This is a genomic window from Ensifer sp. (genome assembly GCF_035999185.1).
In the GTDB taxonomy this organism is placed as follows: domain Bacteria; phylum Pseudomonadota; class Alphaproteobacteria; order Rhizobiales; family Rhizobiaceae; genus Ensifer.
In genome coordinates this window covers 38,692-61,173 of the sequence record NZ_DASYHB010000040.1, presented here as the reverse complement: position 1 = coordinate 61,173, position 22,482 = coordinate 38,692, and the positions used below count along the sequence as shown (strand labels likewise).

Sequence of the window (22,482 nt, the reverse complement as noted above, 5' to 3'; positions counted from 1 at the left end):
CCGCATGGTCGAGCAGCTGGAACAGGCGCATGCGCGCGGCGAAAAGGCCAAGCAGCTTGACGACGAGTTCCTCGACGCCATCGACCAGGGCATGCCGCCGGCCGGTGGCCTCGGCATCGGCGTCGACCGCCTGATCATGCTGCTCACCAACGCGCCGTCGATCCGCGACGTCATCCTCTTCCCGGCCCGCCGCCAGAAGGCTGACTGATCAAGGGCAGCATTGCTATCAAACAAAAAAGCCCGGCGTCATCGCGCCGGGCTTTTTGTTTTCGGATCGATAAGGGTTTGGCCGCCACTTGCAGAGCGGTCCTAGTGTCCTGCCGGTGCCTCGGCGGTCTCAGCAGGCTTGGCCTCATGCGCGCCGCCGCTCGCTTCTGCATGCTCGCCACCACCGGCCTCAGCCGCAGCACCCGCTGTCGGCTCCGCCGACGGATCGATGCAGGGAGAATGATCGTCCATGGCCGCCATCAGCTTGCGCACGTCGTCGAGCGCAAGGTCGACCGTCTTGCCGTGAAAGGCGCCGACCGAGTTTGCGGTGCCGTCATTGTAGGATGCGCGAAACATCTCGCTCATACCCGGCACGCTTTGCGGACCGGGCGCAAAAAGCACCTCTGCTCCGATTGCCGCCCCGCGCACCTGGGCCCGCTCCTCTGGTCCGGCAACGTCAAGCACGACCACCTGGTAGAGATCGGCCTTCTCCGCTTTCGCAAGCGCACCCACCACCCGTAGGGCCGTGCGCATGCGCGACTGGCCATCCGCACGATCGGTCTTGACGTGCATGCGGATCCACCGCTGGCCGTTGTGGCTGAGCTTGAGCGTCCGGATCAGCGTGCATTCGAGCCCGGAGGCTTTCGGCTCGTTCATCCGCGTCATCAGCGCGTCGCGGCTGACATAGACGGCAGCGCCGCCGGAGGCGGCAGAGACGCCGAAGGCGGCCGTAAGGATGACAAGCAGCCGTTTCGATGGCCGGATCTTGCCGAGGATAGCCTTCACGCGCGTCACTCCGCCGTCATGTCCAGAATTAAGGGAAGCCCAAAGGCTGAGCCTCAAGACTAGGCCGACGACCTTTCGGAAAGTTTAAATTGCGACGGCGAAAGTTCGGCAGCTTCGCCGCGTGGCGTTCCCACGTAAAGCGGGGCCGGAGCGGCCCGGCATGGGCAAGACCATGCGCTACAAGAGTTCAGCCATCCTTCACTGAGGGGGTGATTGACTTTCACGGCCATCTTGCCTCCATTGCGGGCCGTCAAACACAAGAACAAGAAAAGAAGAACGAAATGCACAAAGTCATCTTTGATACGGATCCGGGCATCGACGATGCGATGGCGCTGCTCTTCCTGCACCGCCACCCGGCCATCGACCTGATCGGCATCACCACCGTCTTCGGCAATGCTTCGGTCGAAACCACCACCCGCAACGCGCTGTTCCTGAAGCGCGAGTGGGGCATCGACGCACCCGTCGCCAAGGGCCTCGACAAGACCTTCAATCCCGACCGCCCGCATGTCGGCTGGCCGACCTTCATCCACGGCGACGACGGCCTCGGCAACATCGACGTTCCCGAGACGATCGACCTGCCGGTCGACCCGCGTCCGGCCCATCGTTTCATCATCGACACTGTGCGCGCCCATCCCGGCGAAGTGACTCTGATCGCCGTTGGCCGCATGACCAACCTGGCGCTGGCGCTGCGCGAGGATCCCGATTTCGCAGCCCTCGTGCGCGAAGTCGTCATCATGGGCGGCGCCTTCGACGTCAACGGCAACATCACGCCCGCTGCCGAGGCCAACATCCACGGCGATCCGGAAGCGGCAGACGTTGTGATGACCGCGCCCTGGCCGGTCACCGTCGTCGGCCTCGACGTCACCACCCAGACCGTGATGACCAAGGCGATGATCGCCGACATTGCCGAGCGGGGCGGCGAAGCGGGCAAGCTGCTTGCCGACATCTCGAAGTTCTACGTGACCTTCTACGAACAGCACGTGCCGGATGGCATGGTCGTGCACGACAGCTGCGCCTGCGCCTATGTCGTCGCACCCGACCTCTTTACCGTCCGAAGCGGCTCGATCCGCGTCGTCTGCGGCGGCATTGCCGATGGCCAGACGATCCAGAGCCCCGACAACAGGCTTTTCCCGCCAAGCCCCTGGGACGACCTTCCGAGCCAGAAGGCCTGCATCGATATCGATGCGGCCCGCACGCTGAAGCTGATCAGCGATACGCTGGTTCTGGGCGGCTGAGCCGAGAGCGGCGTGGCGGTCGTTCCGGCCGCGCCGCAAAAAACTTGAAGACGATGGCTGGCGGAGACGTTTTCGCCGGCTATCTTTCAGTCCATGAAACCGGACGCCCTGCTCTATCCCGCCCCCAAAGGCCTCTACTGTCAGATTGGCGATTTCTACATCGACCCGGTGCAACCGGTCGAAAGGGCGCTGATCACCCACGGTCATTCCGACCATGCCCGCTCCGGTCACGGCCACGTGCTCGCCACCCGCGAAACCATCGACATCATGCGCATCCGCTACGGCGAGGGCTTCTGCGGCACGAGCCAGGCGGTTGGTCTCGGTGAAACTCTTGTCGTCAACGGCGTCGAGATCGGCTTTCACCCGGCCGGTCATGTGCTCGGCTCAGCGCAGATCTCGGTGCGGGCGAACGGCACCCGCATTGTCGCCTCAGGCGATTACAAGCGACGCCGAGACCCGACCTGCGCCGGCTTCGAGCCGGTCGCCTGCGACGTCTTCATTACCGAAGCGACCTTTGGACTTCCGGTCTTCCATCACCCGGACGATCGGGCCGAAATGCGCAAACTGTTGACGTCGCTTGCGCAATTTCCCGAGCGCACCCACGTCGTCGGCGCCTATGCGCTTGGCAAGGCGCAGCGTGTGATCGCCTTGCTGCGCGAAGCCGATTATCACCAGCCAATCTTCATCCACGGCGCCCTGCAACGGCTCTGCGACTACTATCAAGCGCAGGGCATCGACCTCGGCGAACTCCGCCCGGCGACGCTCTCAGCCGACGAGAAGCAGGATTTCAGGGGTACGATCGTGATCGGTCCGCCCGCCGCCTTCGCTGACCGATGGTCCCGTCGCTTCGCGGACCCAATCGCCATCTTCGCCTCCGGCTGGATGTTGATCAGACAGCGGGCAAAGCAGCGTGGCGTCGAATTGCCCCTCGTCATCTCCGACCATTGCGACTGGGCAGAGCTCACCCAGACGATCACCGAGATCGCGCCCGGCGAAGTCTGGGTCACCCATGGGCGCGAAGAAGCGCTTGTGCGCTGGTGCGAGCTTCAGGGCATCGCCGCCCGTCCCTTGCATCTCGTCGGCTACGACGACGAGGGAGAGTGACCGATGCACGCCTTCGCCGAACTGCTCGACCGCCTCGTCTTGAGCCCGCAGCGCAACGCCAAGATCCGCCTGCTCGTCGACTATTTCCGCACCACGCCCGATCCCGATCGGGGTTATGCGCTCGCGGCGATCGCCGGCACGCTATCGCTAAGCACGGTCAAGCCGGCGATGATCCGCGACCTCCTGCTCGAACGCATGGACGCCGTGCTCTTCCGGTATTCCTACGACTATGTCGGCGACCTCGCCGAAACCGTGTCGCTCGTGTGGGAGCCCCCTGCTGGCACGGAGCAAAAGGACATTCCGCTCGGCGCCGCCATCGAGCGTCTGCAGAGGACGGGACGTGCCGATGTGCGCAGCGTCGTGCGCGACATGCTCGATCGCCTCGACACATCAGCGCGTTTTGCCTTTCTCAAGCTGGTGACGGGAGGCTTGCGCATCGGCGTCTCGGCGAAGCTCGCCAAGCAGGCGCTGGCCGACATGGGCGGCAAGGACGCCGCCGAGATCGAGACCCTCTGGCACGGACTGTCGCCGCCCTATCTGCCGCTCTTCCAATGGCTGTCCGGCGAGGGCGAAAAGCCTGTGCTTTCGACGCCCGCCATCTTTCATTCGGTGATGCTCGCCAATCCCGTCGGCGACGGCGATCTCGACGGGCTCGACCCCAAGGATTTTGCCGCCGAATGGAAGTGGGACGGGATCCGCGTGCAGCTTGCCAATATCGGCGGCACCAGGCGGCTCTATTCCCGCAGCGGCGACGAGATCTCGAACGCCTTTCCCGATGTGCTGGAGGCCGCCGATTTCTCCGGCGTCATCGATGGCGAACTGCTTGTCGGCGGCACGACGCGCACCAATCGCGCGACACGCAGCTTTGCCGACCTGCAACAGCGGCTGAACCGCAAGACCGTCGGCCACAAGCTCATCGACGCCTATCCCGCGTTCATTCGTGCCTATGACATACTGTTTTCCGGCGACGAGGACGTTCGCCCGAGAAGCTTCGTCGAACGGCGGGCCCTGCTCGCCGAACTCGTCGACCGTGCATCGCCGCAGCATTTCGACCTTTCGCCACTGGTGCCGTTTTCAACTTGGGACGAACTCGATCGCTTGCGCGCCGACCCGCCCGAGCCCGTGATCGAAGGTGTCATGCTGAAACGGCTCGACTCCCCCTACACGCCCGGCCGTGTCAAAGGGCCGTGGTTCAAGTGGAAACGCGCGCCCTTCAACATCGATGCCGTGCTGATCTATGCGCAACGTGGTCACGGCAAACGGTCGAGTTACTACTCCGACTTTACCTTCGGCGTCTGGACCATCGCCGACGGCAAGGAAACGCTGGTGCCCGTCGGCAAGGCCTATTTCGGCTTCACCGATGCCGAACTGGACATTCTCGACCGTTTCGTCAGGGACAATACGACCGAGCGCTTCGGGCCGGTTCGTGCCGTGCGCGCCGAACCGGACTTCGGCTTCGTCGTCGAAGTCGCCTTCGAGGGCATCAACCGTTCGAGCCGGCACAAGTCAGGCGTCGCGATGCGCTTCCCGCGCATTGCCCGCCTGCGTCAGGACAAGCTGCCGCGGGATGCCGACAGGCTGGAAACGCTGCAGGCGATGATCGAAATGCGAGAGAACCCTGACTAAGACCATTCCAGCGATTTCACCGTTTCGACGATCAATGAAACGGTCTTGCGGAACATCCGGCGCCCCTTCGCGTTGGCCAAGGCAACCAACGGAAAGGTGGTGCCCCATGCCAGCGAAATCCAAGGCACAGCAACGCGCAGCCGGTGCGGCGCTCGCCGCCAAGCGCGGCGACGTCAAGAAATCCAGCCTCAAGGGCGCCTCGCGTGAAATGGAGAAATCCATGACCGAGGGCGAACTCGAAGACCTTGCGGAAACCAAGCACAAGAAACTTCCCGAACGCGTCGGCAACGACCCGAAGGCTTGAGAATAAAAGCGGCACCTAAAACAAGAATTATTAAGACCCTTTTGGGATTATCCGGCTCAAGATGTAGCCATTCGCGTGCCACCGGGGTGTTTTGTGCCTGCCAGACATGCTTTCAACCTCGGAATGAAGAAACTCGCACGAGTTTTGACGCCAAGCTATATCCCGGCGGTCATCGCAGCCTTCGTCGTATGCGTGGCGGGTATCCTCGCAGACAACCAGAACCAGGTCGTGGCCGAAGCGCGAATGCGCGCGAAGGTCGCCGACGAGCTGAACCCGATCCGTTCGAAACTCGAAGCCAACGTCAATGGCAACATCCAGCTCGTGCGTGGACTGATCGGCACGCTCGTCACCGAGCCGGGCATGGACCAGAAGCGCTTCTCAGCACTTTCGCGCGGCATCTTCACCGAACGCTCGCAACTGCGCAGCATCGCCGCTGCGCCCGACCTGGTCGTCTCGCTTGTCTACCCGGTTGCGGGAAACGAGAAGGCGCTCGGCCTCGACTACCGCAAGAACGCAGCGCAGCGCGCAGCGGTGATGCGCGTCGGGGATACGGGCCAGATGGTGCTTGCCGGACCGGTGGACCTTGTCCAGGGCGGGCGTGGCCTGATCGGACGCTTCCCGGTCTCCATCGATGCCGGTGGCGGCAGCAACCGCTTCTGGGGCATCGTCTCGGCAATCATCGACCTCGATCGGCTCTATGCTGACAGTGGTCTGCTTTCCGAACAGCTGGGCGTGGATGTCGCCATCGCCGGACGCGACGGCAGCGGTGCCAGCGGTTCCGTATTCTTTGGCGACCAGAAGATCTTCGAGCAGGCGCCGGTAGCGATGACCGTGCTCTTGCCGGGCGGCTCATGGCATATCGCGGCCGTTCCCAAGGGTGGCTGGCCCGCAACCGCCGGCAACGCCTGGTTCATCCGTGGCCTGATCGTCCTTGGCGGCCTGATGATCATCCTGCCGATGGTGTTGACCGGGCGCCTGATGAGCGAACGGCAAAGCAATATCCGAGCCTTGAGACACAGCAAGGCGCAATTGCAGGAACTGTCGCACCGGCTGAAGATCGCGCTTGATTCATCGCAGATCGGCATCTGGGAACTCGATATTGCCAGCCGCAAACTGCTCTGGGACGATCGGACAAAGGCCCTCTACGGCCACGCCGGATCGGCGCGTCAAGCCTATGACGACTGGAAAGAGACCTTGCACCCGGACGATCTCGACCGGGCAGAACAGGAGTTTGCCGAGGCTCTCGAAAGCGGTCTGGCTTACAATTCCGATTTCCGCATCCGCCTTCCCGACGGCAGTGCCCGCCACGTCCGTGCGATCGGCTCCACCTATGTCGGCGCCGATGGCCGCCGGAAGATCGTCGGGGTCAACTGGGACGTCACCAGCGACTTCGAAACCCGGGAAACGCTGTTCGAAGCCAAGCGTCTTGCCGAAGCGCACAGCGCCGAGCTTGAGGCCGCCCGCCACCGCATGGAGTTCAACGCGCTGCACGATCCGCTGACGGGCCTGCCCAACCGTCGTTTCCTCGATCAGGTCCTGGCCGACCGCAGCAGGCATTTCGACGCGCAAGCCAAGCTCAGCATCTTCCATATGGACCTCGACAGGTTCAAGCAGATCAACGACACGCTCGGCCACGCCGCCGGCGACGAGATCCTGCGTCATGCCGCAGCGCTTCTCAGCGGCAATGCAAATGAGAGGGATTTTGTAGCGCGCATCGGGGGTGACGAGTTCGTCATCGTTCGCCAGAGCGGCGGGGCAGAACCGGACGCCCGGCTCGCCGCCCGCATCATCGAAGCGATGAGCATGCCTGTCCGCTACAAGGATCAGGAATGCCGCATCGGCGTCAGCATCGGCATCGCGGCCCAGAGCCACGCCGCCGACGACCTGTCGCACGTCCTCGTCAACGCCGACATCGCGCTCTACGAAGCCAAACGACGCGGGCGCAACCGCCACGAGACCTTTACGGGCGAATTGAAAACGGCCGTCTTCAAGACCAAGCAGACGGCCGACGAGATCCTGCGCGGGCTCGAACACAACGAGTTCATCGCGCATTTCCAGCCGCAGTTCTGCCCGCGCTCGCTCGACATCATCGGCGTCGAAGCGCTGGCGCGCTGGGACCATCCGACCAAGGGTCTGCTTGCTCCCCACGCCTTCCTGAAGACGGCAGAGGACATCAACGTCGTGGCCGCGATCGACCAGGCGATCCTGGAGCAGGCGCTGTTCCAGATCTACCGCTGGGAAGCGAACGGCATCCGGATCCCCAAGGTCTCGGTCAATCTTTCCTATGCGCGGCTTCACGACGAAAACCTGATCGATCGCCTCGAACAGTTGCAGATCCCGGCGGGTCGCCTGTCCTTCGAACTCCTGGAGTCGATCTCCTTCGATGAGAGCGACGTGACGGTTCTGTCCAACATCCGTCGGATCAAGGAACTCGGCATCGACATCGAGATCGACGACTTCGGCACCGGCTACGCCTCCATCGTCAGCCTGTTGAAGCTGACCCCGCGGCGACTGAAGATCGACCGCCAGCTCGTGCTTCCGATCCTCAATTCGGCTGCGGAAAAGCGCCTGGTCGAATCGATCATCGATATCGGCACGTCGCTCGGCATCGAGGTGATCGCCGAAGGTGTCGAGACCCTCGAACACGCGCATATCCTCAAGGAGCTCGGCTGCCACGGATTGCAAGGCTACGCCTTTGCCCGGCCGATGAGCGCTAACGATCTGGCCACCTTCGCCTTCGAGCGCCGCTGGCTCGCAGCCTGAGAGGCGTTCGCGCCTGCGCCAAAAAAGCACGGGTGCGTGCATTTTTCGCATGCTCAAGGCTTGGCAGCCTCGCCGCGAATCGCCATAAAAACAATTGCCTGCCTCCGCCAAGCGGACCTGCCGGCATCATTTGCGACAGTCGCTGACGCGACCGTCCTCCAGGGCCTCTAGAGCGTCCCGCTTCAAGTGATATCACCGAAGGCGGACAAGATGCTCTAGAATCAAAATCCTAGGGTGTCCTTCGTGCGTTCGTCTGAACGCGCGGCTCCCTGGTGCCCGCCCTCCATGACAACCGAACGAAGGGAACGGTACGATCGAATACGCGGGAAAATTGCTTTCTGTCTTCATCCTCGCCCCATTTGCGGGAAGCCTCCTTGCAATCTTCTTTCCGCCCGAGCAGCGCGGTGCGACAGCCTGGTTCGCAGGCGCAATCGCGCTTCTGTGTTTCCTGGTCGCCGCCGGTCTCTACCCCTTCGTTACCTCGGGCGGCGTGCTGCGCTACGATATTGCCTGGCTCCCGCAGCTCGGCCTCAATTTCACGCTCAGGATGGACGGCTTTGCCTGGCTCTTCACGGTGCTGGTCACCGCGATCGGCGTGCTCGTCGTGCTTTACGCCCGCTACTACATGGCCGCGGAAGATCCGGTCCCTCGCTTCCTAGCGCTGTTTCTCGCCTTCATGGGCTCGATGCTCGGCGTGGTCCTCTCGGGCAATCTCATTCTGCTTGCCGTGTTCTGGGAACTGACGAGCATCGTTTCCTTCCTTTTGATCGGCTACTGGCACCACAACGCGCACGCCCGTGACGGCGCCCGCATGGCCCTGACCATTACAGGCACCGGCGGGCTCTGCATGCTTGTCGGCTTTCTCCTGATGGGCCGCATCGTCGGCAGCTACGATCTCGATGTCGTGCTTGCCTCGGGCGACCTCATCCGCAACTCGCCGCTCTACATACCGGTGCTGATCCTCGTTCTGCTCGGTGCGCTGACGAAAAGCGCGCAGTTTCCGTTCCATTTCTGGCTGCCGCACGCCATGGCCGCGCCGACGCCGGTTTCGGCCTATCTGCACTCGGCAACCATGGTGAAGGCGGGCGTCTTTCTGCTGGTTCGGTTGTGGCCGGTGATGGCCGGAACGGAGGCCTGGTTCTGGATCGTCGGCCTTGCTGGTCTTTCGACGCTGCTGCTCGGCGCCTATTTCGCCATCTTCCAGCAGGATCTGAAGGGTCTGCTTGCCTACTCGACCATCAGCCATCTCGGGCTGATCACGGTTCTCCTGAGCCTCGGCAGTCCGCTCGCCGCCGTCGCCGCGATCTTCCATATCGTCAACCATGCCACCTTCAAGGCATCGCTCTTCATGGCCGCGGGCATCATCGACCATGAGACGGGAACGCGCGACATGCGCAAGCTCGGAGGACTGATCCGCTATATGCCGGGAACAGCCGTGCTCGCCATGGTCGCAAGTGCTGCCATGGCCGGCGTGCCGCTCTTGAACGGCTTCATCTCGAAGGAAATGTTCTTCGCCGAAGCCATCGAAACGCACCAGGCCAATATCCTCGACACGATGACGCCCTATGTCGCGACGCTCGCCGGCATGTTTGCGGTCACCTACTCTCTGCGCTTCATCCACAGCGTCTTCTTCGGCAAGCCCCCCGAGGATTTGCCGAAGGTGCCGCATGAGCCGCCGCGCTGGATGCGCGTGCCGATCGAATTCCTGGTGCTCGCCTGCCTCGTTGTCGGCATCATTCCGGCAATCACCATTGGCCCCTTCCTGCACACCGCCGTCGTTTCGATCCTCGGCGCAAGCACCCCCTATTACAGCCTTGCCGTCTGGCATGGCTGGAACCTGCCGCTGATCATGAGCTTCGTCGCACTGGCTGGCGGCATCGGCCTCTACTTCCTGATGCGCAACTATCTTGCCACCAGCGTCGAGGGGCCGCCGATCTTCCGCCTGCTGCACGGCCAGCGCATCTTCGAGCGCGTGCTGGTGACACTATCTTGGAAATGGGCCCGCTGGCTGGAACAGAACCTCGGCACCCGGCGGCTGCAGCCGCAGATGCGCTTCCTCGTCTTCATCGCGGTGGTCGCTGGCGCCCTGCCGCTGCTTCTCACCCATTTCGAGCTGCCTCCGCTTGTCGTGCGCAGCATCGATCCGGCCTTTGCCCTCATCTGGGCCGTCGGCATCGCCTGCGCCATTGGTGCCGCAATCCTCGCGAAGTTCCACCGACTGGCGGCACTCGTGCTGCTCGGCGGCGCGGGTCTCACCACCTGCCTGACCTTCGTCTGGCTGTCGGCGCCGGATCTGGCCGTGACGCAGCTCCTCGTCGAAATCGTCACGACGGTGCTCATCCTGCTCGGGCTGCGCTGGCTGCCGAAGCGCATCGAAGATACGCAGGAAACCGAACTCCTGTCGCTGCGGGTTCGCTTCCGCCGCCTGCGTGACTTCCTTTTGGCCGTCACCGCCGGCGGCGGCGTGGCGCTCATCGCCTATACGATGATGACCCGTCCCATGCCCGAGACCATCGCCAGCTATTTCCTCGAGCGCGCCTACAAGGAAGGCGGCGGCACCAATGTCGTCAACGTCATCCTCGTCGACTTCCGCGGCTTCGACACGCTCGGCGAAATCGCGGTGCTGGCGATCGTCGCACTCACGGTCTTTGCCCTGCTCCTGCGCTTCCGTCCGCAGGCAGACAGCCTCGAAGCGCCCGAGCAGCAGCGCGTCCAGAACGCCTTTGACGACGACCATCCCGATCGCAGCAAGGGCGACAGCGTCGCCGAGTACCTGTTCGTGCCTTCGGTGATCATGCGCTGGATGTTCCCGGTGATCGGCATGCTCGCCGCCTATCTCTTCCTGCGCGGCCACGACCTGCCGGGCGGCGGCTTTGCCGCCGGCATCGCCATGTCCATCGGCTTCATCCTGCAATACATGTCCGGCGGCACGCGCTGGGTCGAGGAGCGGCTGCGCATCCACCCGCTGCGCTGGATGAGCATCGGCCTCCTGGTGGCGGCAGCGACCGGCATCGGCTCCTGGCTCTTCGGCTATCCGTTCCTGACGTCCCATTCGCAGTACGTCACGCTGCCGATCGTCGGAAAGTTCCCGCTGGCGAGCGCCCTGTTCTTCGATCTCGGCGTCTTCTCGCTGGTGCTCGGCGCAACCGTGCTGATCCTGATTGCGCTTGCCCACCAGTCGATCCGCGCGCCGCGTGCCCACCAGCGCGCGATGCGGGCCAGCAAGGAGGCGCGCTGATGGAACTTATTCTCTCGGTCGCGATCGGCGTGCTCACCGCCTCCGGCGTCTACCTGCTGCTGCGCCCGCGCACCTATCAGGTGATCATCGGCCTCTCGCTTTTGTCCTATGCGGTCAATCTCTTCATCTTCGGGATGGGGCGTCTCAGGGTCAACGCGCCGCCGGTGCTTGAGCCGGGTGGCGTCGGTGACCTCAGCCGCTACACCGATCCTGTACCGCAGGCCCTGGTGCTGACCGCGATCGTCATCGGTTTTGCCATGACGGCGCTCTTCCTCGTCGTGCTGCTTGCCTCGCGCGGCTTCACCGGCACAGACCACGTCGACGGTCGGGAGCAGCGCCATGACTGACTGGACGAACCACCTGCTGATCCTGCCGATCCTGCTGCCGCTGATGGTCGGTGCCGCGATGATCCCGCTCGACGAGCGCAACCGCATGCTCAAGGGCGTGATGGGTTTCGTCTCGACGCTTGCGCTCTTCGTCCTCTCGTTGGTGCTGATGCGCATGGCCTCGTCGAGCGAGGCGATGGCTGCCGGCAATGGCGTCTACCAGCTCGGCAACTGGCCGGCGCCCTTCGGCATCGTCCTGGTGCTCGACCGTCTGTCGGCGCTGATGCTGTGCCTGACGAGTGGGCTGGCGCTCGCAGCCCAGGCCTATTCGATTGCCCGCTGGCATACCGCCGGCCATCACTTCCATTCGCTGTTCCAGCTTTTGATCGCCGGCCTCAACGGCTCGTTCCTGACCGGCGATCTCTTCAATCTCTTCGTCTTCTTCGAGATAATGCTGGCGGCATCCTACGGCCTGCTGCTGCACGGCTCCGGCCCCTTGCGCGTCAAGGCGGGCCTGCACTATGTCGCGATCAACCTCGCCGCCTCGTCGCTGTTCCTGATCGGCGTCAGCCTGATCTACGGCGCGACGGGAACGCTCAACATGGCCGATCTGTCGGTAAAGCTGGCCACGCTCTCTGCGGGTGACCGGCAAATGGTCGAGGTCGGCGCCGGTGTGCTCGGGGTCGCCTTCCTGGTGAAGGCCGGCATGTGGCCCTTGAGCTTCTGGCTGCCGACGGCCTACGCGGCCGCGACGCCGCCGGTCGCGGCGGTCTTTGCGATCCTCACCAAGGTCGGCATCTACGTCATCCTCAGGCTGTCGCTGCTGGTCTTCGGGGCAAACGCCGGCGTATCGGCCGGCTTCGGCCAGACCGTTCTTCTCGCGGGCGGACTGTTGACGATTGCCTTTGGTGCAATCGGCGTGCTCGCCTCCCAGGCCATGGGTCGCCTTGCTGCCTATTCCGTGCTCGTCTCCTCGGGCACCCTGCTGGCTGCCATCGGCCTCGGCCATGCGAGCATGATTGCCGGTGCGCTTTTCTACCTCGTCAGCTCGACGCTGACGATCTCCGCCTTCTTCCTGCTGATCGAACTGGTCGAGCGCGGCCGCGACGCCGGCGCCGACGTTCTTGCGGTGACGATGGAAGCCTACGGCGATGCCGATGAAGATGAGGAGGAAGAGGAGGTCGGAGCCACGATCCCCGGCACCATGGCGATCCTCGGTCTCTGCTTCTGCCTCTGCGCGCTGCTGCTCGCCGGCCTGCCGCCGCTGTCCGGCTTCGTTGCCAAGTTTGCGATCCTCGGCGGCCTCTTCGGCCTGTCGGGCGCGGAAGCCGCCCCGGCAATATCCCCCGCCGACTGGACCTATGTGACCCTTCTCATCGTCTCCGGCCTTGCCGCGATGATCGCCATGAACCGCGTCGGCATCCGCACGTTCTGGGCGTCGATCGAAAACACCGTACCGCGCGTGGTGGTCATCGAGATCACCCCGGTCGTGGTGCTTTTGGCGGCCTGCATCTTCCTGAGCCTGCAGGCCGGGCCGATCATGCACTACATGCAGGCGACGGCGGATTCGCTGATGAACCCGGCAGGCTATGCGGAACGGGTGCTCGGCGCACCGCGGGCGGGAGGGCAATAGGCGATGCGCACCTGGTTTCCCTACCCGCTTCTGTCGGCCGGACTGCTGATCGTCTGGCTTTTGCTCAACCAGTCGGTCGCCCCCGGAACGATCGTCATGGGCACGATGCTCGCCACCGGCCTCAGTTGGGTGACGCTGAAACTCGGCCTCATCCGCTCGCGTCCGCGTCGCATCCTGTTTGCGTTGCGCTTCGGTTTTACCGTCGCGCTCGACGTGATCCGCTCCAACCTCGCGGTTGCCGCCGTCATCCTGCGCGCCAGACGCCGGCCGCCGAGCTCCGGCTTCCTGACGGTCGATCTCGACCTCGACGACGAAAACGCCCTGGCGCTGCTTGCGTGCGTCATGACGGCGACGCCGGGAACCGCCTGGCTCGAATATGATCGCCGCCGCAAGTCGCTGCTTTTCCACGTGCTCGACATGGAAAACGAGGATGTCTGGATCCAGACGATCAAGCGTTATGAAGCCGCCCTGAAGGAGATATTCGGATGATGGAACTCTCAATCATCTGGTCGCTGCTGATCGCACAGATCATGATCGGTCTGGCGATGGCCTTCGCCTTCTACCGCATGGTGCGGGGACCGCGCGCCCAGGACCGCATCCTCGGCCTCGACACGCTCTACATCAACGCCATGCTGATGCTTTTAACCTTCGGCATCCGCACCGCCAACTCGCTCTACTTCGAGTCGGCGCTGATCGTAGCACTGATCGGCTTCGTCTCATCGATTGCGTTCGGCAAATTCCTCATGCGCGGGGAGATCATCGAATGAGCCACCTCACCGACCTTCCCGTCTGGGCAGCCGTACTTGTGTGTGGATTGACGCTTCTGGGCGCGGCGATCGCACTGATCGGCGCGACCGGCCTGCTGAGGCTTACCAATTTCTATGAACGCCTGCATGCGCCGACGCTGGCGACCAGCGGCGGCGTGCTCCTGATCAGCATCGCATCGATCGTCTGCTTCGCCGTCCTGCAAAGCCGCTGGGTGTTCCACGAGATCCTGATCATCGTCTTCGTCGTCGTCACGACGCCGGTGACGCTGATGCTGCTTGGGCAGGCAGCCCTTTACCGCGACCGCGTGGAAGAAAAGCGCGGCGTCCCGCTCAAGCAACGGCCTCCGCGCGAAGAGCCGGCTGAGTAAGCTTACTCGCCACGCCCGCGGAACCGGCGCTGATAGGCCGGATCGTAAAGCGAGCTTTCACGGAAATCGGAGGCTTCAAGGCCGGGTCCGACGAAGATCAGTGCCGTGCGCTCGATCGGCTCTTCCGCCACCTTGGCGGCGATGTCACCGAGCGTGCCGCGCACCACCCGCTCGTCCGGCCAGGAGGCCTTGACGACGATCGCCACCGGGCAGTTGGCGCCATAGAGCGGTGTCAGTTCCTCGACCACCTGCGTGAGTGCGTGGATGGCGAGATGGATCGCCAGCGTCGATCCAGTCGCGCCGAAGGCTGCGAGCGTTTCGGTGTTCGGCATCGGCGAGGCACGGCCCGAGACACGGGTCAGCACCAGGCTCTGGGCGACCGCCGGAATGGTCAGTTCGCGTCCAAGGGCCGAGGCAGCCGCTGCAAAGGACGGAACGCCCGGCGTCATCGTATAGGCGATACCGTGCTTCTCCAGCCGCCGAATCTGCTCGGCAACCGCACTCCAGACGGAGAGGTCGCCGGAGTGGAGCCGTGCCACATCCAGGCCCTCGTTCGCCGCCTTCACATACTCCGCCTCGATCTCGTCCAGCGACATCGGCGCGGTGTCGACGATGCGGGCGCCGGGCGGGCAGTATTGCAGCAGTTCCGGCGAAACGATCGAGCCGGCATAGAGGCAGACCGGGCAGCGCCCGATCAGGTCGCGCCCGCGCACCGTGATCAGATCCGCAGCCCCAGGGCCAGCGCCGATGAAATGTACCGTCATGGGTTACTCCAACAAATTAGCTCTTCGTCCAGGACCACTGCGTCACCGGCATGGCCGGGCGCCAGCCGGTCATCGCGCCGACGGGGCCGGCCCGAGCGATGTCGATGCGGATCAGCGAGCCGCCGAACCGCGCGTGATGATCGAGCAGTACCGCTTCCATGTCCGTCGTTACCGCGTTGGCGACCAGCCGTCCGCCCGACCTGAGTGCCTCGATCGCCGCGGCCATCACGCCCGCTTCGCTGCCGCCGCCGCCGATGAAGATCGCGTCGGGCTGCGGCAGGCCGGCCAACACCGCCGGCGCCTCGCCTTCGACGACAGTCAGGCCCGGTACGCCGAACATAGTCGCGTTGCGGCCGATGCGCGCCGCCCGCTCCGGCTCAACTTCGATGGTGATCGCCTGCATCGTCGGGTCGGCGAGCATCCATTCGATACCGATCGAGCCCGATCCGCCACCGATATCCCAGAGCAGCTCACCCTTGCGTGGCGCAAGCGCCGACAGCGTCAGCGCCCGCACTTCCCGCTTGGTGATCTGCCCGTCATGCTCGAACAACGCGTCGTCACGGCCGGCCGCAAGCGGCAGAACGCGGGCGCCCTCGTCGGCCGTCACTTCAATGGCGCAGACGTTCAAGGGATGCACGAGGCCGAGCATGAAGCGCGAGGCGATCTGCGTCGTCACCCGCTCGCCGGCGCCACCAAGCGCCTCGAGCACCGTCAGTCGCGACTGACCAAAGCCGCTCGAAACGAGAAGCTCGGCAAGATCTCTCGGACCCGAACCGTCGGACGTCAGCGTCAGCACACGCGCCCCCGGATGCAGGTGCGGCCGCACCAGATCGAGCGGGCGGCCATGCACGGAGACGAGCGTCGCATCCTGTAGCGCCCAGCCGAGCCGCGAGGCGGCGAGACTGATTGACGACGGCGCCGGCAGCGTGCGGATTTCGGCGGACGCAATGCGGCGCGCCAGCGTCACGCCGACGCCGAAGAAGAACGGGTCGCCCGAGGCGAGCACGACGACAGGCGTGCCGCGGCGGTCGACGATTTCAACGACCGAGCGCTCAAGCGGGCTCTGCCAGTTGTGCGCTTCGCCCTTGATGAGCGGCGCGGCAAGCTCCAGGTGACGATGGCCGCCATAGACGACGGGGGCTTCGGCAATCAGCCGCTTGGCCTCGTCGCCGAGACCCGCTACACCGTCCTCACCGATACCGATGACGGTCAGCCAGGGGGATACGATGGCGGGTTCGCTGTTTGACACGTCAGCCATGGAAAAACCTCGCATTCTGATTCTGGGCGGCACCACCGAGGCGCGTGAACTGGCGAGCCGATTGGCCGCAGACGAGCGCTACGATACCGCGATTTCGCTGGCCGGCCGCACCGCCGACCCGAAGCCGCAGCCGGTCAAGACCCGCATCGGCGGCTTTGGCGGCACCGACGGTCTCGCCCGTTTCCTGCATGATGAAAAGATTGCGCTGCTGGTCGATGCGACCCATCCCTTTGCCGCGCGGATATCCCACAATGCCACTGAAGCGGCGGAGCGAACCGGCACCCGATTGTTCGCCCTTCGCCGCCCGGAATGGCAGACGGAGCCCGGCGATCGCTGGACGTCGGTCGAGAGCGTTGCCGAGGCCGTCGATGCGCTGGGCGCGGTCCCGCGCCGGGTGTTTCTCGCAATCGGCCGACAGGAAGCTTTCCACTTCGAGGCAGCGCCCCAGCATAGCTACATCATCCGCAGCGTCGATCCGGTGACGCCGCCGCTCAATCTTCCCGACCAGCAGGCGATCCTCGCGACCGGCCCCTTCGCAGAGGCCGACGAAGCCGCGCTGTTTCAGGCCCGGAAGATCGACGTGATCGTCGCCAAGAACAGCGGCGGCAGCGCCACCTATGGCAAGATCGCGGCTGCCCGCCGGCTCGGCATAGAGGTGATCATGGTCGAGCGGCGCAAGCCTGCAGACGTGCCGACGGTCGGCCGTTGCGACGAGGCGCTCGACCTGATCGCTCACTGGCTGGCCCCTGCATAAAAGCGCGGCGTGTAGACGAGGTCCGGCTGCCCATCACGCGCGACAATGCGCGTTTCCGGCGAGCCGATGATGACGCAGGTCGCCATGTCGGCGCGGTTGGGATCGGCCTCGCCAAGCGGCATCACCGTCATGCGCTCGTCCGGCCGTCCGGCCGCGCGGCCGAAGATCACCGGGACCGTTGCCGGCAATACGCCGCGCAGGATGTCGAAGGCTTCCCCGAGCTGCCAGGGCCGCGCCTTGCTGATCGGGTTGTAAAGCGCAATGACCAGTCCCGCTTCCGCTGCCAGCCTGAGACGCTTGGTGATGATGTCCCAGGGCTTCAGATTGTCGGAGAGCGACATCGCGCAGAAATCATGGCCAAGCGGCGCACCGATGCGTGCGGCAACAGCCAGCATGGCGGTGACGCCGGGCGTTATCACCAGTTCGACCGACTTCCATTCCTCAGGCCCCTTGTCGATCGCCTCGCAGACGGCGGCGGCCATCGCAAAGACGCCGGGATCGCCGCCCGAGACCATGCAGACCTTTGCGCCGGCCGCTGCCCGCGCCAGCGCCACTTGCGCCCGGTCGAGCTCTTCGCGGTTGTCGGAGGCAATGCGCAGTTGATCGGGTCTGAGGTTCAGCCGGTCGAGATAGGGAAAGTAGCCGTAGAATTCTTCAGCGGCGGCGACCGCTTCCGCCGTCTCCGGCGTCATCTGCTTCGGGCTGCCGGGGCCGGTGCCGACGACGTAGAGCGTGCCGGTCATGGCCTATCCTTCCAGCCGGGAACGAGCACCAGCGAGAAATAGGGCGCGTCGTCGTCGGCCTTGTCGGCCAGCGCGGTCATTGCGCCGTTCTTCATCGTGCCGCGCTCGACATAGACGGCCTGACCGAGACGGCCTGAAGCGGCGAGCGCCCGGCGGATCTTCGGCAGATTGCGCCCGACCTTCATGATGACGGCAGCTTCTGTGTCCTGAAGCCGGCGGCCAAGCTCAGCCTCTGCCATCGTGCCCGGAAGCACCGACAGCACGTCATCGCCCTGCACCAGCGGCAGGCCGGCAAGCGACCAGCAACCGGACATGGCGGTAATGCCGGGGATCACCTCGACCGGGAAGCGGTTGGCGAGCCGCACATGCAGGTGCATGTAGGAGCCATAAAACAGCGGGTCGCCTTCGCTAAGCACAGCCACGGTACGGCCGGCCAGAAGATGCGCCGCCACGGCTTCGGCCGACACGTTGTAGAAATCGGTGATCTGGCTCTTGTAGGCGCCGTCGTCCTTGTCGATCTCGGTCGTCACCGGATAGTAGAGCGGCAGCTCGACCATATCCGGCTTCAAGAGGCCCTCGACCACGGCGCGGCCGTTGCCACTGCGTCCAGCCTTGGCGAAATAGGCAAGCACATCGGCTTCGCCAAGCGCCTTCACCGCCTTGACCGTCAACAGCTCCGGATCACCCGGGCCGGTTCCAACGCCGATCAGGCGTCCAACGCCAGCGCCGCTCACAGGCCCGGCCTCGCGAGCGAATTGAGCGCCGCCGCGGTCATGGCGCTGCCGCCGAGGCGGCCGCGCACGATGGCGAAGGGAACACCATAGGAGTTTTCGGCAAGCGCATCCTTCGATTCCGCCGCACCGACGAAACCGACGGGCATGCCGAGGATCGCTGCCGGCTTCGGCGCGCCGTCGCGCAGCATCTCAAGCAGGAAAAACAGCGCCGTCGGCGCATTGCCGATGGCGACCACCGATCCGGCCAGGCGCTCGCTCCAGAGCTTCAGCGCGGCTGCAGAGCGGGTGTTGCCGATCTCGGCAGCAAGCCCGGGCGTGCGCGGATCGCTCAGCGTGCAGATTACCTCATTACCAGCAGGGAGCCGCGCGCGGGTCACACCGTGCACGACCATCTGCGCGTCACAAAGGATCGGCGCGCCGGCCTTCAGCGCCGTGCGGGCCGCGCTCACGAAATCGGGGGAGAACACGAACTGCCGGGCGGCCTCGACGGAGCCACAGGCATGCACCATGCGCACCGCCAGATCCGCTTGCTCTTCGGAGAAACCGGTGAGATCGGCCTCGGCGCGGATGATGGCGAAGGAACGCTCGTAGATGGCGTTGCCATCGCGAATGTAATCATACTCAGGCATGTCTATTCCTGTTCGAACGCTGCCGAGACGCGCGCAGCTCCGAGCCGTGTAAGACAGGACTGCGCCGATTCGCCAGCGTCTTTGTTTTGCCGCACCAGCCGGCCGAGCCGGGCAAGAGCGGTAATCATTCCATTCTCATCCGTGTAGGCGCTTGGCAAGCCATTGGCAGCCCCATTTACGACAAGCCCGTATCCTGATGGCGCACCGACGAGCGTCAGCTCCGATGGCTTCGGCCGGGCGCAGCCCTTGGGGCAACCCGAGAGATGCACGGTCAGCGAACCATCGAGCAACTCAGGCGCGGCTTCGACGAGCTCCAACGCCATGCCCTTGGTTTCCATGCGCGCAGACGCACAGCCCTTGCTGCCGGCACAGGTAGCGATCGCATTGCGCGGGTCGTCTTGAGCGATACGAAAGCCGTGTGCCGCAGCGAGGCTCTGCGCGACGGCCACCGTCTCATGGCCAAGGCCGAGCACGAAGAACGCGTGCCCCGGCGCCAGCCGGATCGCGGTCGCGCCGAGTTCCTGGGCCTGACGGAGGAAGGCGGCCAGCACGGGCGCTTCCCCCTGGGCAAAAGCAAGACCGAGGCCGAGGACCATTTCGGTATCTGCCAACGCGTGAATGCCGGGGATCGAAGCAGGCGAAACACCGTGGCTCGATGGCCGCTCGATCGTCGCGTCACAGCGACAGAGGATGCGGATGTCATCCGGGTTCAGATCGCGGCCGCGCGCCGCCGGTCCGAGCGTCGAGAGCCTCTGGAGAATTGCGACGAGCGCCGGCACCACCGCGTCGCCATCAATCCTCCCGACGACAGCTGCTCTCGACCCCGTTCCACCGAGCGACAGCAGCCATGCGCCACCCGCTGAGGCGGATAGTGCCTGAAGGCGGATGTCGGCGACAACGGAGCCAAGCCCGAAGCGGCCGCCGCCGTCGATGACGACCGATAGCTTGGGTGCCAGTTTCAACGCAGGCCGTTGCGCCCGCAAGGCCTCGCGAAGAACGGCGGCGATCGGTCGGGGATCAGCGATCTCCGAGGGGTCGATACCAGCAAGCGGCGGCACCTCGATCGCCAGCCCCTCGGCGATCGTGATCTCGGCGTCGCCGATCGCTTGCGCCAGCGCCGGCACATTTTCCGCGCTCAAGCCGCGGATCTGCAGGTTTCCGCGCGCGGTGATCTCGACGATGCCGTTGCCAAAAGCCTCGGCCGCCGCCGCCAGCGCAATGACCTTGGGAACGGTCAAGCTGTCGTCGTCGGGCCTGAGCCGCACCAGCAACCCGTCGCCGGTCTGCATGGGTGCAGCGAGCGACGGACAGGCGCCGCGCCGCATCGCGGCACTTGTACCGGGTTCCGCGGTCGATGGAAGGGCGCAGTTGTTCATCAAATCCGTCATCGCTTGAGGTTCTCCTCCATGAAGAAGCCTCCAGAGACGCTATAACACAGCCGCAAACCTTGAGTGAGATCAAACACGACGCGGGTCGCCGCCGTCCTATTCGTCGAAATCGGCACCCTTGCGCAGGAGGTAGATGTCCATGATCCATCCCATCTTCGCGCGCGCCGCTGCGCGGGTTTCGAGGATGCGATCTTTCACGTCTGCCAGGCGGCCGGAAATGACAATCTCATCAGGCGTGCCGAGATAGGCGCCCCAGTAGATCTCCGCATCGGGATCCTCGATCCGCTGAAACGCCTGCTCGCCGTCGAGCATGACGACCGAGGTCTGGCTCGTCTGGGGAAAGCTCTCGTGCAGCCGCCGTCCGGTGGTAATTTCCACCGGCTTGCCGACGAGATTCAGCGGGATGCGATGGCTGGCACAGAGCGCCTGCAGGCTGGTGATACCCGGCAGGACGTCATAGTCGAAGGCGACTTTCCCGCGCGCCCTGACGCGCTCGACAATGCGGATGGTGCTGTCATAGAGCATCGGGTCGCCCCAGACGAGAAACGCGCCGGTTCCCGCCTCGCCCAATTCTTTGATCAGAAGCCCTTCGTAGATTTCAGCGATCCGGGCGTGCCAGTCGTCGACGCTGCCGTCGTAACTGACGCCCTCGGTGCGGCGCACCGGCACCGCGAATTCGACGGTCCGGCTGTCGCTGCGGGTGACATAGCGGGCGCAGATATCGCGGCGCACTTCGGCAAGCTCGGTCTTCTTCTCCCCTTTGGTCGGGATGAAGAGCACATCGGCGCGGTTGAGCGCATTGATCGCCTGCACGGTCATATGTTCAGGATTGCCCGAACCGATGCCGATGATCAAAATTTTGCGCATGCCCGCCTCCGCCGTATTTGGTCTGGCGTCTTAGGCGCATCGCTATCGAGGGCGCAAGCTCTTCGCGCGACAGCAAGACCGCCGAGAGCGCCAACCGACCTCAGTTCATCTCGGCAGCAGGATTTTCAGGCAGCCGCCAGTCGATCGGATCGAAGCCCTTGTTTTCGAGAAAAGCATTGGCCTGCGAGAAATGCCGGCAGCCGAGAAAGCCTGAATGGGCAGAAAGCGGCGACGGATGCGGCGCGCGCAGCACCAGATGGCGCGACCGGTCGACGAAGGCCGCCTTCTTCTGCGCGTAGGAGCCCCAGAGCATGAAGACGACGGGATGCTCCGCCTCGTTGACGGCGCGGATGATCGCGTCGGTGAACTTCTCCCAGCCGCGCCCCTGATGCGAGGCCGCATTGCCGCGCTCCACTGTCAACACGCTGTTGAGGAGCAGCACGCCTTGCTTCGCCCAGCTTTCAAGAAAGCCGTGCTTTGCCGGTGGAATGCCGAGATCCGTGTTCAGCTCCTTGTAGATATTGACGAGCGACGGCGGCGTACGCACGCCCGGGCGCACACTGAAGCACAGCCCGTGCGCCTGACCGTCGCCGTGATACGGATCCTGGCCGAGAATGACCACGCGCACCCCATCAAGCGGCGTCAGGTCGAGGGCACGAAAATACTCAGGCCCGCGCGGAAAAATCTGCCGCCCCTCGTTCTTCTGGGCGACGAGGAATTGCTTGAGATCGGCCATGTAGGCGCTCGCAAATTCCGGCGCCAGCGCTGCCTTCCAGCTCTCTTCAAGCTTTATCGCCGTATCCATTGCACCTCCAGTCCATCTCTTCAGATCGAAGCCGCAATTTAGGCTGCCAGGCAGTCATCGCAACCCCTGCCACTGCCATCGCGACGTTGCTGCACCGGTTTTGCTGATCGGCCACGACCGCGCGGGCAATTTGCTAGCCCTTTTTAGGATCATTGTATTTCAATAGATACAACGGTAATCAGG

General features: G+C 64.3%; 22 protein-coding genes. 13 read left to right on the top strand and 9 right to left on the bottom strand.

The features are described 5' to 3' along the window. A partial coding sequence (locus VGO04_RS04355) for an amino acid--tRNA ligase-related protein (RefSeq protein ID WP_327494732.1) occupies window positions 1–208 on the top strand: 208 nt, incomplete at its 5' end. A gap of 101 nt (window positions 209–309) precedes the next feature. On the opposite strand, the gene VGO04_RS04350 is transcribed toward VGO04_RS04355, so the two are convergent. Continuing rightward, window positions 310–993 (bottom strand): hypothetical protein, encoded by a 684-nt coding sequence (locus tag VGO04_RS04350; RefSeq protein WP_327494731.1) that lies wholly within the window; start codon window positions 991–993, stop codon window positions 310–312. Window positions 994–1,274: 281 nt separating this feature from the next. Between VGO04_RS04350 and VGO04_RS04345 the strand changes: the two genes are divergently transcribed. From VGO04_RS04345 to mnhG, 11 genes are all read left to right on the top strand, one after another. Further along, window positions 1,275–2,228 (top strand): nucleoside hydrolase, encoded by a 954-nt coding sequence (locus VGO04_RS04345; protein WP_327494730.1) that lies wholly within the window; start codon window positions 1,275–1,277, stop codon window positions 2,226–2,228. Between the two features lie 93 nt (window positions 2,229–2,321). Further along, complete coding sequence (locus VGO04_RS04340; protein ID WP_327494729.1) at window positions 2,322–3,332, top strand: ligase-associated DNA damage response exonuclease; 1,011 nt, start codon at window positions 2,322–2,324, stop codon at window positions 3,330–3,332. Between the two features lie 3 nt (window positions 3,333–3,335). Next, window positions 3,336–4,958, top strand: a complete 1,623-nt coding sequence (locus VGO04_RS04335; RefSeq protein WP_327494728.1) for a cisplatin damage response ATP-dependent DNA ligase — start codon at window positions 3,336–3,338, stop codon at window positions 4,956–4,958. 106 nt (window positions 4,959–5,064) lie between these two features. Beyond that, window positions 5,065–5,262, top strand: coding sequence for a DUF3008 family protein (locus VGO04_RS04330; protein ID WP_327494727.1), 198 nt, complete (start codon window positions 5,065–5,067; stop codon window positions 5,260–5,262). 123 nt (window positions 5,263–5,385) lie between these two features. Next, window positions 5,386–8,025, top strand: a complete 2,640-nt coding sequence (locus VGO04_RS04325) for a bifunctional diguanylate cyclase/phosphodiesterase (protein ID WP_327494726.1) — start codon at window positions 5,386–5,388, stop codon at window positions 8,023–8,025. Between the two features lie 331 nt (window positions 8,026–8,356). Continuing rightward, complete coding sequence (locus VGO04_RS04320; protein ID WP_414650510.1) at window positions 8,357–11,263, top strand: monovalent cation/H+ antiporter subunit A; 2,907 nt, start codon at window positions 8,357–8,359, stop codon at window positions 11,261–11,263. Further along, the gene (locus VGO04_RS04315; protein WP_327494725.1) at window positions 11,263–11,610 is read left to right on the top strand and encodes a Na+/H+ antiporter subunit C; all 348 of its coding nucleotides are present in this window, start codon (window positions 11,263–11,265) and stop codon (window positions 11,608–11,610) included. The genes VGO04_RS04320 and VGO04_RS04315 overlap by 1 nt, the downstream gene beginning before the upstream one ends. Further along, the gene (locus VGO04_RS04310) at window positions 11,603–13,222 is read left to right on the top strand and encodes a monovalent cation/H+ antiporter subunit D (protein WP_327494724.1); all 1,620 of its coding nucleotides are present in this window, start codon (window positions 11,603–11,605) and stop codon (window positions 13,220–13,222) included. Before VGO04_RS04315 ends, VGO04_RS04310 begins: the two co-directional genes overlap by 8 nt. A 3-nt stretch (window positions 13,223–13,225) precedes the next feature. Beyond that, window positions 13,226–13,711 carry a Na+/H+ antiporter subunit E gene (locus tag VGO04_RS04305; RefSeq protein ID WP_327494723.1) on the top strand — a complete coding sequence of 162 codons (486 nt, stop codon included), beginning with the start codon at window positions 13,226–13,228 and terminating at the stop codon, window positions 13,709–13,711. After that, a complete protein-coding gene (locus VGO04_RS04300; protein ID WP_327494722.1) occupies window positions 13,708–13,989 on the top strand; it encodes a K+/H+ antiporter subunit F in 282 nt (93 codons plus the stop codon). The genes VGO04_RS04305 and VGO04_RS04300 overlap by 4 nt, the downstream gene beginning before the upstream one ends. Further along, a complete protein-coding gene (mnhG, locus tag VGO04_RS04295; RefSeq protein ID WP_327494721.1) occupies window positions 13,986–14,357 on the top strand; it encodes a monovalent cation/H(+) antiporter subunit G in 372 nt (123 codons plus the stop codon). Before VGO04_RS04300 ends, mnhG begins: the two co-directional genes overlap by 4 nt. Before the next feature lie 2 nt (window positions 14,358–14,359). On the opposite strand, the gene cobM is transcribed toward mnhG, so the two are convergent. Then, a complete protein-coding gene (gene cobM, locus VGO04_RS04290) occupies window positions 14,360–15,121 on the bottom strand; it encodes a precorrin-4 C(11)-methyltransferase (RefSeq protein ID WP_327494720.1) in 762 nt (253 codons plus the stop codon). Between the two features lie 16 nt (window positions 15,122–15,137). Continuing rightward, a complete protein-coding gene (gene cbiE / locus VGO04_RS04285) occupies window positions 15,138–16,379 on the bottom strand; it encodes a precorrin-6y C5,15-methyltransferase (decarboxylating) subunit CbiE (RefSeq protein ID WP_327494719.1) in 1,242 nt (413 codons plus the stop codon). Between cbiE and VGO04_RS04280 the strand changes: the two genes are divergently transcribed. Beyond that, entirely contained in the window at window positions 16,348–17,133 is a 786-nt protein-coding gene (locus VGO04_RS04280) for a cobalt-precorrin-6A reductase (protein WP_327494718.1), read from the top strand. The two genes, cbiE and VGO04_RS04280, sit on opposite strands and share 32 nt — an antisense overlap. Here the strand turns inward: VGO04_RS04280 and VGO04_RS04275 are convergent. The 6 genes from VGO04_RS04275 to ung form a co-directional block, all read right to left on the bottom strand. After that, window positions 17,112–17,876, bottom strand: a complete 765-nt coding sequence (locus tag VGO04_RS04275) for a precorrin-3B C(17)-methyltransferase (RefSeq protein WP_327494717.1) — start codon at window positions 17,874–17,876, stop codon at window positions 17,112–17,114. The two genes, VGO04_RS04280 and VGO04_RS04275, sit on opposite strands and share 22 nt — an antisense overlap. Next, a complete protein-coding gene (locus tag VGO04_RS04270; protein ID WP_327494716.1) occupies window positions 17,873–18,610 on the bottom strand; it encodes a precorrin-2 C(20)-methyltransferase in 738 nt (245 codons plus the stop codon). The genes VGO04_RS04275 and VGO04_RS04270 overlap by 4 nt, the downstream gene beginning before the upstream one ends. After that, a complete protein-coding gene (locus VGO04_RS04265; RefSeq protein WP_327494715.1) occupies window positions 18,607–19,239 on the bottom strand; it encodes a precorrin-8X methylmutase in 633 nt (210 codons plus the stop codon). Before VGO04_RS04265 ends, VGO04_RS04270 begins: the two co-directional genes overlap by 4 nt. Before the next feature lie 2 nt (window positions 19,240–19,241). Next, window positions 19,242–20,615 (bottom strand): precorrin-3B synthase, encoded by a 1,374-nt coding sequence (gene cobG / locus VGO04_RS04260; RefSeq protein ID WP_414650511.1) that lies wholly within the window; start codon window positions 20,613–20,615, stop codon window positions 19,242–19,244. Window positions 20,616–20,723: 108 nt separating this feature from the next. Beyond that, window positions 20,724–21,494: a precorrin-6A synthase (deacetylating) gene (cobF, locus tag VGO04_RS04255; protein ID WP_327494714.1), complete on the bottom strand. Its 771-nt coding sequence runs from the start codon at window positions 21,492–21,494 to the stop codon at window positions 20,724–20,726. A 100-nt stretch (window positions 21,495–21,594) separates the two neighbouring features. Continuing rightward, window positions 21,595–22,299, bottom strand: a complete 705-nt coding sequence (ung, locus tag VGO04_RS04250; protein WP_327494713.1) for a uracil-DNA glycosylase — start codon at window positions 22,297–22,299, stop codon at window positions 21,595–21,597. Window positions 22,300–22,482 lie beyond the last annotated feature (183 nt).

Coding starts and splice junctions, on each gene's coding strand:
- VGO04_RS04345 (WP_327494730.1), top strand. CDS start 1,275: ATGCACAAAGTCATCTTTGATACGGATCCGGGCATCGACGATGCGATG.
- VGO04_RS04340 (WP_327494729.1), top strand. CDS start 2,322: ATGAAACCGGACGCCCTGCTCTATCCCGCCCCCAAAGGCCTCTACTGT.
- VGO04_RS04335 (WP_327494728.1), top strand. CDS start 3,336: ATGCACGCCTTCGCCGAACTGCTCGACCGCCTCGTCTTGAGCCCGCAG.
- VGO04_RS04330 (WP_327494727.1), top strand. CDS start 5,065: ATGCCAGCGAAATCCAAGGCACAGCAACGCGCAGCCGGTGCGGCGCTC.
- VGO04_RS04325 (WP_327494726.1), top strand. CDS start 5,386: ATGAAGAAACTCGCACGAGTTTTGACGCCAAGCTATATCCCGGCGGTC.
- VGO04_RS04315 (WP_327494725.1), top strand. CDS start 11,263: ATGGAACTTATTCTCTCGGTCGCGATCGGCGTGCTCACCGCCTCCGGC.
- VGO04_RS04310 (WP_327494724.1), top strand. CDS start 11,603: ATGACTGACTGGACGAACCACCTGCTGATCCTGCCGATCCTGCTGCCG.
- VGO04_RS04305 (WP_327494723.1), top strand. CDS start 13,226: ATGCGCACCTGGTTTCCCTACCCGCTTCTGTCGGCCGGACTGCTGATC.
- VGO04_RS04300 (WP_327494722.1), top strand. CDS start 13,708: ATGATGGAACTCTCAATCATCTGGTCGCTGCTGATCGCACAGATCATG.
- mnhG (WP_327494721.1), top strand. CDS start 13,986: ATGAGCCACCTCACCGACCTTCCCGTCTGGGCAGCCGTACTTGTGTGT.
- cobM (WP_327494720.1), bottom strand. CDS start 15,121: ATGACGGTACATTTCATCGGCGCTGGCCCTGGGGCTGCGGATCTGATC.
- VGO04_RS04280 (WP_327494718.1), top strand. CDS start 16,348: ATGGCGGGTTCGCTGTTTGACACGTCAGCCATGGAAAAACCTCGCATT.
- cbiE (WP_327494719.1), bottom strand. CDS start 16,379: ATGGCTGACGTGTCAAACAGCGAACCCGCCATCGTATCCCCCTGGCTG.
- VGO04_RS04275 (WP_327494717.1), bottom strand. CDS start 17,876: ATGACCGGCACGCTCTACGTCGTCGGCACCGGCCCCGGCAGCCCGAAG.
- VGO04_RS04265 (WP_327494715.1), bottom strand. CDS start 19,239: ATGCCTGAGTATGATTACATTCGCGATGGCAACGCCATCTACGAGCGT.
- cobG (WP_414650511.1), bottom strand. CDS start 20,615: ATGAACAACTGCGCCCTTCCATCGACCGCGGAACCCGGTACAAGTGCC.
- cobF (WP_327494714.1), bottom strand. CDS start 21,494: ATGCGCAAAATTTTGATCATCGGCATCGGTTCGGGCAATCCTGAACAT.
- ung (WP_327494713.1), bottom strand. CDS start 22,299: ATGGATACGGCGATAAAGCTTGAAGAGAGCTGGAAGGCAGCGCTGGCG.